Annotated in this window: 13 protein-coding genes and 2 pseudogenes; 6 read left to right on the forward strand and 9 right to left on the reverse strand. The window is 71.1% G+C overall.

The genetic code is table 11. From position 1 onward, the window contains the following. Together JNW89_RS02700 and JNW89_RS02705 are read left to right on the forward strand one after the other, a co-directional pair. Nucleotides 1-186, forward strand: a pseudogene (locus JNW89_RS02700) (hypothetical protein); the annotation flags it as partial. Then, a pseudogene (locus JNW89_RS02705) lies at nt 117-406 on the forward strand (hypothetical protein); the annotation flags it as partial. The pseudogenes JNW89_RS02700 and JNW89_RS02705, both read left to right, overlap by 70 nt. Here JNW89_RS02705 and JNW89_RS02710 read toward each other — a convergent pair. Continuing rightward, nucleotides 369-1,340 (reverse strand): DUF389 domain-containing protein, encoded by a 972-nt coding sequence (locus tag JNW89_RS02710; RefSeq protein WP_238447531.1) that lies wholly within the window; start codon nt 1,338-1,340, stop codon nt 369-371. The pseudogene JNW89_RS02705 and the gene JNW89_RS02710 sit on opposite strands and share 38 nt — an antisense overlap. Nucleotides 1,341-1,622: 282 nt before the next feature. Between JNW89_RS02710 and JNW89_RS02715 the strand changes: the two genes are divergently transcribed. Next, nucleotides 1,623-3,752, forward strand: a complete 2,130-nt coding sequence (locus JNW89_RS02715) for an acyltransferase family protein (protein WP_238447532.1) — start codon at nt 1,623-1,625, stop codon at nt 3,750-3,752. A 138-nt stretch (nt 3,753-3,890) separates the two neighbouring features. Here JNW89_RS02715 and JNW89_RS02720 read toward each other — a convergent pair whose 3' ends face one another. The 6 genes from JNW89_RS02720 to JNW89_RS02745 all read right to left on the reverse strand — a co-directional run bounded on the left by JNW89_RS02720 (nt 3,891) and on the right by JNW89_RS02745 (nt 8,204). Further along, nucleotides 3,891-4,046 (reverse strand): hypothetical protein, encoded by a 156-nt coding sequence (locus JNW89_RS02720; RefSeq protein ID WP_238447533.1) that lies wholly within the window; start codon nt 4,044-4,046, stop codon nt 3,891-3,893. After that, a complete protein-coding gene (locus JNW89_RS02725; protein WP_238447534.1) occupies nt 4,043-4,591 on the reverse strand; it encodes a DUF389 domain-containing protein in 549 nt (182 codons plus the stop codon). Before JNW89_RS02725 ends, JNW89_RS02720 begins: the two co-directional genes overlap by 4 nt. A 59-nt stretch (nt 4,592-4,650) precedes the next feature. Beyond that, nucleotides 4,651-4,875: a hypothetical protein gene (locus tag JNW89_RS02730; protein ID WP_238447535.1), complete on the reverse strand. Its 225-nt coding sequence runs from the start codon at nt 4,873-4,875 to the stop codon at nt 4,651-4,653. Between the two features lie 71 nt (nt 4,876-4,946). Beyond that, nucleotides 4,947-5,900 (reverse strand): NAD(P)-dependent oxidoreductase, encoded by a 954-nt coding sequence (locus JNW89_RS02735; RefSeq protein ID WP_238447536.1) that lies wholly within the window; start codon nt 5,898-5,900, stop codon nt 4,947-4,949. Then, nucleotides 5,897-6,649: a sugar transferase gene (locus tag JNW89_RS02740; RefSeq protein ID WP_255540319.1), complete on the reverse strand. Its 753-nt coding sequence runs from the start codon at nt 6,647-6,649 to the stop codon at nt 5,897-5,899. The genes JNW89_RS02735 and JNW89_RS02740 overlap by 4 nt, the downstream gene beginning before the upstream one ends. Nucleotides 6,650-6,767: 118 nt before the next feature. Then, nucleotides 6,768-8,204, reverse strand: coding sequence for a hypothetical protein (locus tag JNW89_RS02745; protein ID WP_238447537.1), 1,437 nt, complete (start codon nt 8,202-8,204; stop codon nt 6,768-6,770). An 872-nt stretch (nt 8,205-9,076) separates the two neighbouring features. Between JNW89_RS02745 and JNW89_RS02750 the strand changes: the two genes are divergently transcribed. Genes JNW89_RS02750 through JNW89_RS02760 form a run of 3 tightly spaced genes read left to right on the forward strand, consistent with a single transcriptional unit; the run spans nt 9,077 to nt 12,349 of the window. After that, nucleotides 9,077-10,126: a polysaccharide biosynthesis protein gene (locus tag JNW89_RS02750; RefSeq protein ID WP_309139944.1), complete on the forward strand. Its 1,050-nt coding sequence runs from the start codon at nt 9,077-9,079 to the stop codon at nt 10,124-10,126. Between the two features lie 7 nt (nt 10,127-10,133). Further along, nucleotides 10,134-11,441, forward strand: coding sequence for a glycosyltransferase family 4 protein (locus JNW89_RS02755; protein WP_238447539.1), 1,308 nt, complete (start codon nt 10,134-10,136; stop codon nt 11,439-11,441). Then, on the forward strand, nt 11,438-12,349 hold the full coding sequence (locus JNW89_RS02760; RefSeq protein WP_238447540.1) for an SDR family oxidoreductase: 912 nt from the start codon (nt 11,438-11,440) through the stop codon (nt 12,347-12,349). Before JNW89_RS02755 ends, JNW89_RS02760 begins: the two co-directional genes overlap by 4 nt. A 218-nt stretch (nt 12,350-12,567) precedes the next feature. On the opposite strand, the gene wecB is transcribed toward JNW89_RS02760, so the two are convergent. Continuing rightward, on the reverse strand, nt 12,568-13,689 hold the full coding sequence (gene wecB, locus JNW89_RS02765) for a non-hydrolyzing UDP-N-acetylglucosamine 2-epimerase (protein ID WP_238447541.1): 1,122 nt from the start codon (nt 13,687-13,689) through the stop codon (nt 12,568-12,570). Between the two features lie 137 nt (nt 13,690-13,826). Continuing rightward, nucleotides 13,827-15,026, reverse strand: coding sequence for a glycosyltransferase family 4 protein (locus JNW89_RS02770; protein WP_238447542.1), 1,200 nt, complete (start codon nt 15,024-15,026; stop codon nt 13,827-13,829). Nucleotides 15,027-15,111 lie beyond the last annotated feature (85 nt).

The following is a 15,111-nucleotide window of genomic DNA, read 5'->3' on the forward strand; positions in this document are numbered from 1 at the left end:
CGCGGGCGCTACCGGACCCGACTGACCGGCTGGTACGTCGACCGCGCCGGGACCCGGGCGGTGGACACGGCGGGCCGGTTCCACCTGCTCAGCGTGCCGACACGCCTGCGCGGCCGGCTCTTCGGCGCACCACGCCGCTGGTTGCCCGCGGGCACGACGGGCGCGGGCGCTACCGGACCCGACTGACCGGCTGGTACGTCGACCGCGCCGGGACCCGGGCGGTGGACACGGCGGGCCGGTTCCACCTGCTCAGCGTGCCGCCCAGCCTGCGCGGCCGGCTCTTCGGCGTCGATCCCGAGCCCGACCCGGCGCCGCTGGTGCTCGGCCGGGGCGCCGGGACGGCGAGTCGATCCCGCTGCGGACGCTGCTCACCCGCCGACTGGAGGCTGGGGACGACTGGCGGTGACCCGGCCGGCGCGCCGGCCCACCCGCCACCACCACAGCTGCTGCACGGCGAGGGTGGCCAGCCCGGCGAGCACGATCGCACAGATGTTGATCACCAGCTGGAGCGCCGACCCGGCCGCCTCGTGCCACACCCCGTACGCGGCGGCGACGGCGACGTTCGCGGCAGCCGGCACGGTGGTGACCGAGATCAGCACGCCGACCAGCGAGCCGGACTTCTTCGAGGTGAGCGAGAGCATCCCGGCGATCCCGGCGAGGATGCCGACGACCCAGGAGAGCGCGTCGGGCCGCCAGATGAAGTCGGTCAGCGGCCGCTCCGCGAGCAGCATCTCCCGGTTGACCAGGTCGGCGGCGGTGAGCACCCAGGTGCTCAGCACGGTGGCCACCATGGCGGCCAGGAAGCCCACCGTCAGCGCCTGCACCGAGCGGACGATGGTGCGGGGCTTGCGGCGCAGCAGCGCGACGCAGAGCGCGGCGAGCGGGCCGAACTCGGGGCCGACCACCATCGCGCCGACGATCAGAATCGGCTGGTCCAGCAGCACGCCCACTCCGGCGATCATCGTGGCGACGATGATCAGCGCCAGGTACGTTGCGGTCAGCTCGGTCTGCTCGCCGGTCTTGGCCGCGATCTCGTCCCAGACGACCGCGTCCTCGCCGTGACCGGGGGCGTCCCGGGCGGCCTGCCTCGCCGCCCGGGACAGGGTCAGCTCGACGTCGTCGGCGGAGATCCCGCCGCGCGCCTCCACCCCGAGCTCCTGCAACTGGTGCAGCACCCGGTCGGCGCTCTCGCGGACCACGTCGCAGAGGATCAGGTCGCCGGGCGGCTGGCGAGCTGCCCCGGGCACCACCGCCAGGTGGGCCACCCCCGGGTCGTCGGCGAGCAGGTCGGCCACGGCGGACGACTGGTCTGACGGGGCGATCACCCTCAGGTGCAGCAAGAATCGCTCCCCTCGGGCACGAACCGCCGGGCGCGGCCCGCAGAACCCTACCGCCCGCGCCGCGGACCTCCGTCGCCACGGCGCACCTTCGGATGTCGGCCCTCATTGTCCACCCCGGACGGACACCGGCCCGGCTCCGCTCGCCAAAACGCGAGCGCCGGACGGTCGAATTCCGACGAGATTGGCGACACGGCGCAAAATGGCGAAAACCGGGCGGAAATGTTTTCCTGGGATATAACCCCTAACGGCACCGTAACCGGATTCTGAGCGCAGGGCGGGACAATGACGCAGACACGAAGCAGGCCGGAGGCCCCACCACGGGCATCCTTCCGGGGTGACATCGAGGGACTGCGCGCCCTGGCGGTCCTGCTGGTACTGGTCGGCCACGCCGGAAGCCAGTTCATCCCTGGCGGCTTCGTCGGCGTGGACGTCTTCTTCGTGATCTCAGGCTTCCTGATCACCGGCCTGCTCGTCGAGGAACTCGACCGCACCGGAAAGATCTCGCTGGTGGGCTTCTACGCCCGACGGGCGAAGCGGCTGCTGCCCGCCGCCGGCCTGGTGCTCGTGGTCACCCTGCTGCTCACGTACCTGTTCCTGCCGAAGGTCCGCTTCTCCAACACCGCGTGGGACGTGGTGAGCAGCGCGCTGTACGCGATGAACTGGCGGCTCGCCGAGCAGTCGGTCGACTACATGTTCGTCGACCAGGCACCCAGCGTCCTGCAGCACTACTGGTCACTCAGCGTCGAGGAGCAGTTCTACCTGATCTGGCCGCTGTTGCTGCTCGGGTTGGCCGTTCTCGGTGGCCGGCGACGGCTACGCCGCGGGGTGCTGATGGTCGGGTTCGCCGTGGTGGCCCTGCCGTCCTTCGCCTGGTCGGTATTCCTGACGTCGGCCGATCCGGCACCGGCGTACTTCGTGACCACCACCCGGATCTGGGAGCTCGCCCTGGGCGGCGCGGTGGCCATCGTCGGTGCCCGACTGCACCGCACCCCGCGTCCGCTGGCCGTCGTGCTCGCCTGGGCCGGGTTGGTCGCCGTGGTCGCCTCGGCCTTCCTGCTGGACTCCGCGTCGGCCTTCCCCGGGTACGTCGCCTTGCTGCCGACCGCCGGCACAGCGGTGGTGATCGCCTTCGCGGTGGCGGCCGGCCGGGCCGGGCCGGCCGGGCTGCTCAGCGTGCCGCCGATGCGCGGCGTCGGAGCGCTGTCGTATTCGCTCTACCTGTGGTACTGGCCGCTGCTGATCGTCGCCGACTACCGGTTCGGCGAGCTGAGCGCGTCCGCGCGCCTGGCGGTGGTCGCGCTCTCCGCGGTGCCGGCGGTCCTCACCTACCACTTCGTCGAGAACCCCATCCGCCGATCGCAGACGTTGCACTGGCAGCCGGTGCAGGCGCTGGGCGTCGGCGCCCTCTGCACGGGCACGGCGGTGGTCGCCGGCCTGCTCTTCCAGCTGACCGTCTGGTCGCCGGCCCGACCGCCGCTGTCCACGTCCGCGGTGCCGCCACTGGGCGGGAGCAGCGCGTCGGCGGGCGCCCCCGCACCGGGCGGGCCACCGGGAGCTGCCGTCCTGAGCAAATCGCCCCGAGGTGACCAGGCCGGGAGGCCGGTCGACCGGGTCGACTCGATCACCCCCGACCCGCTCATCGCCGCGAAGGACGTCCCGGCGACGACCCGCACCAACTGTCACGTCCAGCAGAACAGCAGCGAGCCACTGACCTGTGTGTACGGGGTCAAGGACGCCTCCTACACCGTCGTGCTCGCCGGCGACTCGCACGCCGCGCAGTGGCTGCCGGCGCTGGAGGCGGTCGCGGTGCAGCGGAAGTGGCGGGTGGTGACGCACACCAAGTCCTCGTGCCCGTTCCTCGCGATGGAGGTGGCGCTGGACGGCCGGCCGTACACCAGTTGCACCGAGTGGAACCGGCGGGTCCGCGACCAACTGCGCGCCGACCCGCCCGACCTGCTGCTGGTCGGCAACTCCCATTACCTGACGGTGCGCGACGGCGAGTTGGTGACCCGGGATGCGCACGACATCCTGGCCACCGGGCTACGGGACACCTGGCGGGAGATGACCGGGATCGGGGTGCCGGTGGTGGTGCTGCGGGACCCGCCGTACCACCGTCGGGACCCGGTCGAGTGCGTCTCGGCCAACCCGGACCGGCTCACCCGGTGCGCCCCGCCGCGCGGCGAGGTGCTGGCTACCGGGGGTGGCATCGCCCAGGAACGGGCCGCCGAGGGGCAGTCCGGGGTCCACCTGGTCGATCTCAATGACGCGATCTGTCCCACCGACCGCTGTGCCCCGGTCATCGGCGGCGTACTCGTCTATCGGGACAGCAACCATCTCACCGCCACCTACGCCCGGACGCTCGCGCCCCGGCTCGACAGCGCCCTGGCCGCCGTCCGGACGGGCGGAAACTGACAGCGTCACCCCCGGTCCACGCCACCACGTGGCCCGGGGGGTAACCGCATCGCGCCGTCCTTCAGATCGGCCGCTACCACCACCCGGGCCAGTTCCACCTCGGTCGGGACGGGCAGTCGATCCCGCTGCGGGCGCTGCTCACCCGCCGGCTGGAGGCCGGGAACGACCGGTGGTGAGGCGCCGGGCAGCGGCGGCCCGGCGAGGGGCCACCTGGCGCCCCACCTGCCACCACCAGAACTGCCGCACGGCCAGGGTCGCCAGACCGGCCAGGACGATCGCGCACAGGTTGATCACCAACTGGAGCGCCGAACCGCCCGCCTCGTGCCACACCCGTACGCCACGGCGACGGCGACGTTCGCCGCGGCCGGCACGGTGGTGACCGAGATCAGCACGCCGACCAGCGAGCCGGACTTCTTCGACGTCAGCGAGAGCATCCCGGCCACGCCGGCGAGCAGGCCGACCACCCAGGAGAGCGCGTCCGGCCGCCAGATGAATTCGGTCAGCGGCCGCTCGGCCAGCAGCATCTCCCGGTTGACCAGCTTGGCGGCGGTGAGCGCCCAGGTGCTCAGGACGGTGGCGACCATGGCCGTCAGGAACCCCACCACCAGCGCCTGCACCGAGCAGAGGATCCGGTGCGGAGTGCGCCGCAGCAGCGCCACGCAGAGCGCCGCGAGGGGACCGAACTCGGGGCCGACCACCATCGCGCCGACGATCAGGATGGGCTGGTCGAGCAGCACCCCGACGCCGGCGATCAACGTGGCGACCACGATCAGCACCAGGTAGGCCCCGGTGAGTACGGTCTGCTCGCCGGTCTTGGCCGCGATCTCGTCCCAGACCACGACGTCCTCGCCGTGGCCCGGAGCGTCCTGGGCCGCCTTCTTTGCCGCCGCCGAGACGGTCAGTTCGACGTCGTCGACGGCGATGCCGCGTAGGCCTCGACACCGAGCTCCTGGAGCCCGTGCAGCACCCGGCCGGCGCTCTCGCGCACCACGTCGCAGAGGATGAGGTCGCCGGCGGGCTGCCGGGCGGCACCGGGTATGACCGCCAGGTGAGCCACGCCAGGCTCGTCGCCGAGCACGTCCGTCACGGCGGTGGCGCGGTCACCCGGCGCGATGATCCTCAAGTGAAGCACTGTCGGGCTCCCTGCGGTCGGACGTGTGCCTGCCACTGGCCGCAGCACCGTACCGACTCCGGTCAGGAGCGCTGTACGTTCATTCCGGTTCCACGGATCTGCGGCACGAGCTCTGGCGTCGGCCGGCCAGCGGCCGTCTCCTGCCAGAGCGCCATCAGCGATTCCGTCAAGGTGCGTCGCGGGGCCCAGCCCAACGCACGGGCGCTGCGCCCGATATCTGCGCACATCCAGGACACGGCGGCCGACCGATCGGCGTCGGGCGCCAACGAGCCGTCGCCTACCTCTCCCGTGAAGCCCGCGACCTCGGCCAGCCGGCCGATCGCCTCCCGGGTGGCCACCGCCCGCCCGCTGCCGACATTGAAGATCCGCTCGGCGAGCGGCCCGCTGCGGATCGCGGCCACCACCGCGTCCGCCACGTCCCGCACGTCGACGAAGTCCCGGTAGGTGCCGAGCAGGCCGAGTGACACCCGCTCCTCCCCCCGGGCCAGCGCCGTCCTGATCAGCGTCGCCGCCCGGCCGAGCACGTTGCCGGCCGGCAGGCCCGGACCGACCGGGTTGAACACCCGCAGGACAACCGTGTCCACCCGGGCCGACTCCCCGGCGAGCTGCGCCAGGCGGGTGGCGGTGAGATGGCTCAGTCCGTACTCGCCCACCGGGCTGGCGGGATAGTCCTCCGTCACGGCGCTCCCGTGCGGTACGGCGCCGTACTCCGCCGCCGAACCGATCCGGACCAGCCGGGCCTGGGGCGCGCCGGCAGCCACCGCCTCGATCAGTTTGGCGGTGGTGGCCACGTGCGCCTGCACGAAGTCGTACCCGGAGCCGCTGATCCGGCCCGCTGCGGTCACCACCGCGTCCGGTTTCTCCCGGCGAAGCAGGGCGACCAGCGCCGACAGTTCGATGCCGACCAGGTCGCACTCCCCTCGATCCGGCGCCAGGACCATGGAATGCGACGCGAGCGCACCGTGGATGTGCCGGCCAAGGAAGCCGCCGGCGCCGAAGAGCAGTACCCGGCTCATCGAGCGCCGGGACGGACGGACTCTCCGGCGGGCCGCAGCAAGCCGGGGTGGGGCTCCGCGTTGCCGGTGAACTCGTGCCATGTGGCGGCGCCCGGCGCCGAGATGCCGTCCCGCCTGAGCACCACCCGCACCGTCGCGGCGAGGATCCGCAAGTCCAACCAGAACGATCGCCGGTCGACGTACTCGACGTCGTACTCGAACTTCTGCTGCCAGTCGAGGGCGTTGCGGCCGCGCACCTGGGCGAGCCCGGTGATGCCGGGTCGCACCTCGTGCCGCCGCGCCTGTCGCGGGCTGTACAGGGTGAGGTAGCGGACGAGATGGGGCCGGGGCCCGACGATGCTCATCTCACCGCGGAGCACGTTCCAGAACTCGGGAAGCTCGTCCAGGCTGGTGGCACGCAACCACCGACCCAGCGGGTTGAGCCGATCGGCGTCCGACACCAGTCCGCGCGCCGGGTCGACGGGGTGCATGGTGCGGAACTTGACCAGCTCGAACAGCCTGCCGTCGCGACCGGGCCGGGTGTGCCGGAACAGCACCGGACGGCCCAGGACGAGCAGGATCGCGCCGGCCACGGCGGCCATCACCGGCGCGGCGAGGATCAGTATGACGATCGCACCGACGATGTCGATCAACCGCTTCCAGCGGTCGTACGGCCGCCCCGCCAAGGTGCCGGAACGGGCCTGGTCGGCGGCGGCAGGGGGGTGAGCCAGGGCGCGCCCCGCCGGTTCCTTGAGAATGCCTTTAGCCATGCAACAGTCCTATCAGCATGAAAAGCCGCAAAACGCTATAAAGCGGAACAAGACGGCCCTTCATGTCCCGACGCTCCCCGCGCTCTCCGACCGTCCCGGTGGCCGGCCGGGGGCGCGGTCATCCGCCTCCGTGCGGGGGTCGGCCCACCGCCTGGTCCTGGCGGCCAGACGCGGAGGACGACGTGCCCGCGGCGGCCGGGAGCAGCCGCTCGGCGTGGACCCCGGCGCCGCCGGGCCGGTGCGGCACCGCGGTCGTCCGCTGCGCCGCAGCGCCCTTGGGGATGATCAGGAGCAGCGCGGCGAGCACCAGCAGGCGGCACCCGGTACGTCCGGCGAAGGTGGCGGCGCCGACCCAGATGACGTCGAAGAGCCCCACAGTGAGGACGATCCCGGTCACGTACGCCAGCACCGTCCGGGGCGTCATCAGCGGCACCGACGTGATCCGTCGGGCGAGCCGGTCGAGGTACTGGACAGCCAGACCGGCCGCCGGGATCATCAGTGCCAGGCCGCCGACGCCGAAGTTGAACAGCCACTCGCCGAAGAAGAGTGCCGCGTCGGACTGGTTGGTGCCGACCATATCGGGAGACAGGAACGGCACCAACTCGGCGCCGAGTCCCAGCGGCTTGTCCGGCCAGACGGCCCTCGGCACCAGGAAGACGGCCGCGGCGTAGAACGTCCCGCCCCACGCCCGCGGCAGCAGACCGAGGTCGTTCATGCTGAGGAGCTGAGCGAAGTCGCGCAACGGCCACACCACCGAGTAGAGGCCGTCGATGTCCCGATTGGCGTTGTCCACCACCGACTCGACCGGGGCCGCGGCGCGGATCCGCGCCAGCACCAGGATCGCGATCGGCGTCAGGGCGAGGATCGCGGCCTTGAGGTGCCGTCCGCGACCGCTCCGGTCGATCAGGACGGCTGCCAGGGCAAGGCCGAGCGAACCCACGACGATCCGACCGAAACCGTCGAAGAGAAAGGTGCAGTAGACGGCGAAGCCGGCGAGCGGCACGAGGCCGTACACCAGCGGCGGCTTGCGCAGCGGGGTACGCAGCAATCCGACGCTCAACAGCACGACACCGACGAATCCCGCCGCGTTGATGAGGATGTGCTTGTACTGCTCCGGCAGCGACAGCTGAAGGAGGACCGCCAGGGTCAGCAGGGTCAGGCCCCACCGGACGGCCCACCGGGAGACGGCCGGGTCCACCCGCAGGACCGGGCTCGGGGCCGGCCTGGCGGACGGCGCGCTCCAGAACAGCAGCCAGGTCAGGACGTGGACGAAGTAGCAGAGGGTCACCGCGCGGAAGAGCGGAAGCTCCGGTGACGTGTCCCGGACGGCGTGGTAGGCGGCGGCGAAGCCGACGAACAGCGCGAAGCCGAGGTTGTAGGTCCCGACGACGGTGATCCTCGGCCCGCCGTCCCGCCAGAAGACCCAGATCCCGAAGAACATGGCGAGGACGGCGAAGATCATGGTGCCGTGGTAGCGCCGATCCTCGATCGCGGTCAGGGAGTCGAGGACGAGCGGAACGCACCCCAGGCAGAGCCAGCCCAGACCGGCCAGCACCTGCGCGTACCGCCGCTCGGCGAACAGAGTTCGCGCCTCGGGCTCGACCGACCCGACCGGGCCGCCCCCGGGTGCTCCGACGAGGGGCCGCCCTCGTGGCTCGAGTGGACGCGGTTCATCCGGCCGGCGATCCCCCATGACGACTACCTCCTGAGCGCTGCGCAACTGCCGGCCGGAGCGGATGCACAGGTGAGCGCACCGACGAGCGAGCAACGGCCTTCCGGCCGCGACCGGAGAACCGGCGCGGTCGCGGCCAGCTCGGGTGCGACGTCGGCGAGGAGTCACCCCCGACCGGGCCGGAACACCGGACTCAACGGGAGCGTCGCGGGTTGGTTACGGCCGCCACCACCCGGGAGGCGCCCCGCCGGTGACGGTACGCGGGCCGTCGTCACCGAATGCACCGCTCGTCGTTGACCAGGCAGGCCGCGGGAACGACCCGGCGGTCCGCCGACTGCGCGTCCGACCTGAGGTCACGACGGCGGCGATCTCGTGACGCGACCGGCGGTCGGGCCAGCGCCAGCGGTCAGGTCGACCAGAGGTCGCGGCCGACGACGGGACCCCGATCCGGGTGGCCCGACCTCCGGGCCGGCGGCCCCGTGCGTCGCCTCCGACGTTCAGCCGCTCCGCGCCGCCTCCTGCCGCACCTGCGCGTCGTTTCCGAGGCCCGGTCGTCAGGCGGGTCGCACTCCGGCCGGCCGCCGGGGGCGGGCCCGCCGGACGCCGCCGATGATTCGGGCGCAGGTCCCGCCTTACGTCGAATAACCTATTTTGCGGCTTTACGGAGATAGAGTCCGATTCTGGGCTAACGTCAGCCTTTGGCGAGACCGCCCCGACCCGGCCCCGGCCGGAGGTCGAAGACGAAAGGACAAAGGGTGACGCCTTCGCTAGCGAACGGACGATTCTTGATCACCGGCGGGACCGGTTCATTCGGTCAGACGATGGTCGACCGGCTGCTGTCCACCGGAGCGGAAGAGGTCCGCGTACTCAGCCGGGACGAGTCCAAGCAGGACGCCATGCGGCTCCGGCTCCGGGACGACCGCGTCCGGTACTACGTGGGTGACGTGCGCGACTTCGATGCCGTGTCGAAGGCGAGCCGCGGGGTCCAGTTCGTGTTTCACGCCGCGGCGCTGAAGCAGGTCCCGTCCTGCGAGTTCTTCCCGCTCGAAGCCGTCCGGACGAACATCCTGGGCAGCGCGAACGTCGCGGACGCGGCGGTGCAGAACGGCGTCGAGGCCGTGGTGTTCTTGAGCACCGACAAGGCGGTCTACCCCGTGAACGCCATGGGCATGAGCAAGGGCCTGATGGAGAAGGTCGCCCAGGCGCACACGCGGAACAATCCCGGCGCCCGCACCCGCATGTGCATCGTCCGATACGGCAACGTCATGTGTTCGCGGGGCTCCGTCATTCCGCTCTTTCTCGACCAGATCGGCAACGGCGTGCCGTTGACCGTCACCGATCCGGAAATGACGCGCTTCCTGATGTCACTGCCGGAGTCCGTGGAACTCGTCGAGCACGCGTTCCAGCATGGGCGCAGCGGCGACATCTTCATCAAGAAGGCCCCCGCCTGCACGATCGGCGACCTCGCCACCGCCATGTGCAACCTGTTCGAGGTGCCGGCCAAGATCGAGGTGCTGGGTATCCGGCACGGCGAGAAACTCCACGAGACGCTGGCCAGTCAGGAAGAGCTGGCCAGGGCGGAAGACCTCGGGCAGTTCCTCCGCGTGCCGGTGGACAGTCGGGACCTCAACTACTCGCTGTACTTCGAGGAGGGGGACGCCCGCCGGCACCACCCGTCGGACTACAACTCCCACAACGCCGAGCGCCTCGACGTCACCGACGTAATGGGGTTGCTGGACACGCTCCCGGAGGTGCGTGCCCGGCTGAACGAGGTCATGGACCTCGCTGGCGCGGGAAGGGCTTGACGGCAGCGTGCGCGCCCACCACGTCCAGTCCGAGGCCCCCTGCCGGGTGGCGCTCGTCACCCAGTGGTTCCCACCCGAGCCCACCCCCGTCCCGCTGAGCATCGCCCACTCCCTGCACCGGCGGGGATTCGAGGTGGACGTCCTGACCGGCATGCCGAACTATCCCGACGGCAAGCTCAAGCCGGGATACCCGGCCTGGCGCCGGACGACCGGAACGGAACACGGCCTGCGGGTCGTCCGGACCCCGCTCTACCCCAGCCACAACCACTCGGCGGCGGGCCGGGCCGCGAACTACCTCAGCTACGCCGCCTCGTCCTCCGTCCTCGGCGCGAAGGCGCTCCGGGGCGCCGACGTGGCGCTGGTCTACTCCGGCCCGGCCACCGCCGCCACGGCGGCCATGGCCGCCCGGCTCCGGTGGCGGACGCCCTACGTGGCCATGGTGATGGACCTCTGGCCCGACTCGGTCTTCGCGTCCGGGTTCCTGACCGGGGGCGTGAGCCGGCGGGTCGCGGAAAACGCCCTCAGCTGGTTCACGAATCAGACGTACCGGCGCGCGGACCACGTCACCGTCACGTCTCCGGGCCAACGCGACGCGATCGTCGCCCGGGGAGTGGCGCCCGACCGAATCTCCGTCGTCTACAACTGGGTCGACGAGAAGATCATGCACCCGACGGAGCCCGACGGGGAGCTGCGCAAGCAGCTGGGCCTCACCGACGAGTTCGTCGTCATGTACGGCGGCAATCACGGCATGGCCCAGCGACTCGACGTCGCGATCGAAGCCCTGGCACGCCTCGACGATCTATCGGACATCCACCTCGTGCTGGTCGGTGACGGCATCGAGAAGCGCGCGCTGCAGTCGCTGGCCAACCGACTCCGCCTGCCTACCGTGCACTTCCTGCCGGCGCAGCCACCGGAGCGGATGGCCGGCCTGATGGCCTCGGCCGACATACAGCTGGTGTCCCTGGCGGACGAACCGCTGTTCAGGATCACCATGCCGAGCAAGATTCAGTCGATCTTCGCCTGCGGCCAGCCGGTGGTGGCCTGCGTACCGGGTGACGCGTCCAGGGTGGTCGACGAGGCCGGCGCTGGCCTCACCTGCCCGCCGGGCGATCCGGCCCGACTGGCCTCGGCGCTCCGACAGGCGCACGCCGCCTCCGCGGACCGCCGGCGAGCCATGGGGCAGGCCGGGCGTGCCTACTACCTCGAACACATGAGCGAATCCGTCAGCTCGCAGCTGCTCGCGGACGTGGCCGTCGGCTGTGCAGCCCGGCACACCGGCAGGGTGCCACGCGGGCGGGAACAGGAGATGGCATGAGCAAGCGGGTGCTCGTCCTCGGCGCCACCGGAATGCTGGGGCACACGTTGCTGCGGGAACTGGACCGCGGCGGTGAGCTGGACGTGTTCGGCTCGGCCCGCACGGCCGACGACCTGTCACGCTTCTTCCCGCCGCACCTCGCACGTCGCATCACGTCCGGCGTCGACGTTCTCGACACCGACCGCGTCCGTCGCCTGCTGGACGACGTCCGACCCGACCTGGTGGTCAACGGCGTCGGTGTGATCAAGCAACGGTCCGATGTGCACGACGCTGTCCGCACGGTCACGATCAACGCGCTCCTTCCCCAGATCCTGGCCCACGAGTGCGAGACGCGCGGTGTCCGCCTGGTCAGCGTGAGCACCGACTGTGTCTTCTCCGGCGACCGGGGCAACTACACGGAGACGGACATTCCCGATCCCCCGGACCTCTACGGTCGGTCCAAGCTGCTCGGGGAGACCGCTCCCCCCACCCTCACGCTTCGGACGTCCATCATCGGCCACGAATTGACCAGCAACCGGTCACTCGTGGACTGGTTCCTGTCCCAGGCCACCGACGTCCGGGGCTACACCAAGGCGATCTACACCGGGGTCACCACCACCGAGTTCGCCCGCTTTCTCAGGACGGTCGTGCTGCCGCGCGAGGATCTTCAGGGGCTCTACCACCTCGCGGCCGCGCCCGTGTCCAAGTACGACCTGCTCCGGCTCGTCGCCCGCACCTACGGCTGGACGGGACGGATCCTGCCTGAGGACGGCTTCCGCTGCGACCGTTCCCTGTCGGCCGACGCGCTCTTCGCCGTTACGGGATACCGCCCGCCCGCCTGGCCGGAGATGATCAGGCAGTTGCACGAGGCGAGGTCGCGGTGGAACTTGCCGGCGGGCTGCCTGGCGAGTCTCGCTCCGACCAGCTGACCGACCTCGGACACTCGTCCGGCCGGGTGGTTACCTGGCCGGACGAGTGTCCGCCGGCCGCGACAGCCTGGAGGTGTGCGTCGGGACGCTGAACCCGGAGCAGCTGGAGAATCTGAGCGCGGCGGGCGTGGATCTCGACCACGACCATTGCGGCACCGACCGAACGGCGCGAGCCGGGTCGAGACCGTGCTGAGCCGGCGGCAGGCCCCGCGCCGACCTCACCGCCGGATGCCGGCCCACCCGTGGTGCCGGCGGACGGTGGACAGCATGAAGTCGACGACCCGGCGGGAGGTGTCCCGCACCTGGTAGTCGGCGGGGCACGGGACGCCGTCCCGGCTCTGGTCGACCGTGACCCGGACGGCCTCCGACACGCCGGCCGGGTCCAGTCCGGTCATGATGACGCTGCCGGCGTCCAGTGCCTCGGGACGCTCGATGGACTCCCGCAGCGTCACCGCGGGGAAGCCCACGATAGCCGCCTCCTCGCTGATGGTGCCGCTGTCCGAGAGCGTGCAGCGGGCGTTGCGCTGGAGCTGGACGTAGTCGAAGAGGCCGAATGGTTCGTGAAAGGCCAGGCCGTCGAGGTCGCTGGGGTCGGGGGCGAGCGCCTCGATCCGTTTGCGGGTGCGCGGGTGGGTGGACACCAGCACCGGCAGGTCCCACTCGTCGCGTACCGCCCGCAGGCAGCCGAGCAGCTGGCGCAGCCGCTCCGGCTGATCCACGTTCTCCTCGCGGTGGGCGCTCACCAGGAAGTAGCCTCCCGGGGCGAGTTCCAGCTGCCGGAGCACCGTCGAGGCGTCGATGTCGGCGCGGTAGTGATCCAGCACTTCACGCATCGGTGACCCGGTGTGCAGGATGCGGCGGGGGTGCAGCCCTTCGGCCAGCAGGTTGCGCCGGGCGTGTTCGGTGTAGACCAGGTTGAAGTCCGAGACGTGGTCGACGAGGCGGCGGTTCGTCTCCTCCGGCACGTTCAGGTCGAAGCATCGGTTGCCGGCCTCCATGTGGTAGACCGGCACCCGCATCCGCCGTCCGATCAGGGCGGCGATGGAACTGTTCGTGTCGCCGAGAATCAGCATCGCGTCCGGCCGGACCTCACGGATGACGTCCTCGACACCGGCGAGCACCCCGCCCAGCATCCGGCCCAGCGACGTGGTGTCGACGTTGAGGAACCGATCGGGTTCGCGCATCCGTAGCTCGCGGAAGAACACGTCGGACAGCGCCGGATCCCAGTTCTGCCCCGTGTGGACGAGGACGTGGTCGACCGTGCGGTCGAGCCGGTCGACGACCCGGGATAGCCGGATGATCTCCGGTCGCGTCCCTACCACCGTCACAACCCGCGTCATCTCACGTCCCTTCGACCGGCGACCGGTGTCCGACGCACCGGGCACCCGTAGATACAACGAATCGTGGAGCCGACGAGAAACGTCACCGATCGGAATGGTGGATGTTGCGGCGGATCCGACGTGACCCGGCGGCGCGGTCAGCCCAGCAGGCGTACCTCTTCGAAGAGGTTGGTGGAGCGCTGCTGGCCGCGCCAGGCCCCGAAGGCCTCCGCAGCGTGGTCCCTGGCCCGCCGGCGGTCGGTCGGCGAGAGGGCGGCGAAGCGTTCCACGCCGGCGGCGACCGCGTCGGCGGTGAGGGGCCGCACGATGGTGCCGCCGCCGGCCTCGATCAGATCGTTCCACGGGGTCTCGCCGGAGCAGATCAGCGGGCAGGACGCCGCCAGGCTCTCCAGGATGACGTGGCCGAAGTTCTCGCCCCGGGTCGGCAGCAGGAAGGCGTCGTACTCGCCGAAGGTACGGATCACCTGCTCGGGCGGCAGCGTCCCGCGGTAGCGGACTGTGACGTTCGCCGGCATGCCGGCCATCAGCCGCTGGCAGCGCGCCCAGTAGGCCTGATCCTCGAGTGGGCCGAAGATGTCGAAGTTCACCGGCCGGGTCACCTTGTGCAGGCCGGCGAGTGCCAGGTCGAGATTCTTCATCGGCGAGATCCGGCTGATGAAGACCAGGCGCAGCGGCCCGTCGGGACGGTCCTGCGGCGGCCTTGCGTCGTCGGGCAGGGACGTCCCCTGGCCGTGCACGATGATCCGGGCCCAGGGGAACCGTGCGGCGATGTGCCGTGCCTCCAGATCGCTGCAGGCCTGCCAACGGACCCGCAGCCGCTTGAGCAGAGGCGCCCAGAACAGCAGGAAGAGCCGCTTCTTGCCGGCCTTGAGGCGCAGCGCGCCCGGCGAGAGTTCACCCCGGGGCGCGAGGAGGATGCTGCGCACCGGCAGCAGCCCCACGGCGGCCGCGAGCACCGGCACCTGCGAGAAGAGCGACCACAGGCTGTTGACGTAGAGCAGGTCGATCCGGCGGGCCCGCAGCTGCCGGGCCAGGCGCACCCAGTTGCGGACGTCACCGACCCGCAGATAGTGGACCAGCGCCCCCCGGTGGCGTACCCACCGCCCGGAGAGGCCGGGGTACGGGTCGGACGTGCCCAGGTCCCGGTCGGACGTGACGAGCATGACCTCGACGTGCGCCGGACAGCTGTCCAGGATCTTCTCCAGAGACCGGACCGGACCTCCGCCGCGGAAGCCCGGATGGAAGGCTCGGCTGGTGGCCAGCACGCGGTAGGTCACCGGCGTCCCGTCCGACATCTGGTCGATGTCGATCGACAGCAACCCGCGGTCTCCGCTCACACCGACCTCGCCTTCGTACGCATGCGATCACCTCGAACACCGATCCGAAGAGCCTGCTGGGGGTCGGCCCGGTTGGACACCGGGT

It is taken from the genome of Micromonospora sp. 4G55 (assembly GCF_016803375.1).

What these genes read in the sequence shown, in the direction of transcription:
- JNW89_RS02715 (WP_238447532.1), top strand. Translation starts at nt 1,623, where the DNA reads ATGACGCAGACACGAAGCAGGCCGGAGGCCCCACCACGGGCATCCTTC.
- JNW89_RS02735 (WP_238447536.1), bottom strand. Translation starts at nt 5,900, where the DNA reads ATGAGCCGGGTACTGCTCTTCGGCGCCGGCGGCTTCCTTGGCCGGCAC.
- JNW89_RS02740 (WP_255540319.1), bottom strand. Translation starts at nt 6,649, where the DNA reads ATGGCTAAAGGCATTCTCAAGGAACCGGCGGGGCGCGCCCTGGCTCAC.
- JNW89_RS02760 (WP_238447540.1), top strand. Translation starts at nt 11,438, where the DNA reads ATGAGCAAGCGGGTGCTCGTCCTCGGCGCCACCGGAATGCTGGGGCAC.
- wecB (WP_238447541.1), bottom strand. Translation starts at nt 13,689, where the DNA reads ATGACGCGGGTTGTGACGGTGGTAGGGACGCGACCGGAGATCATCCGG.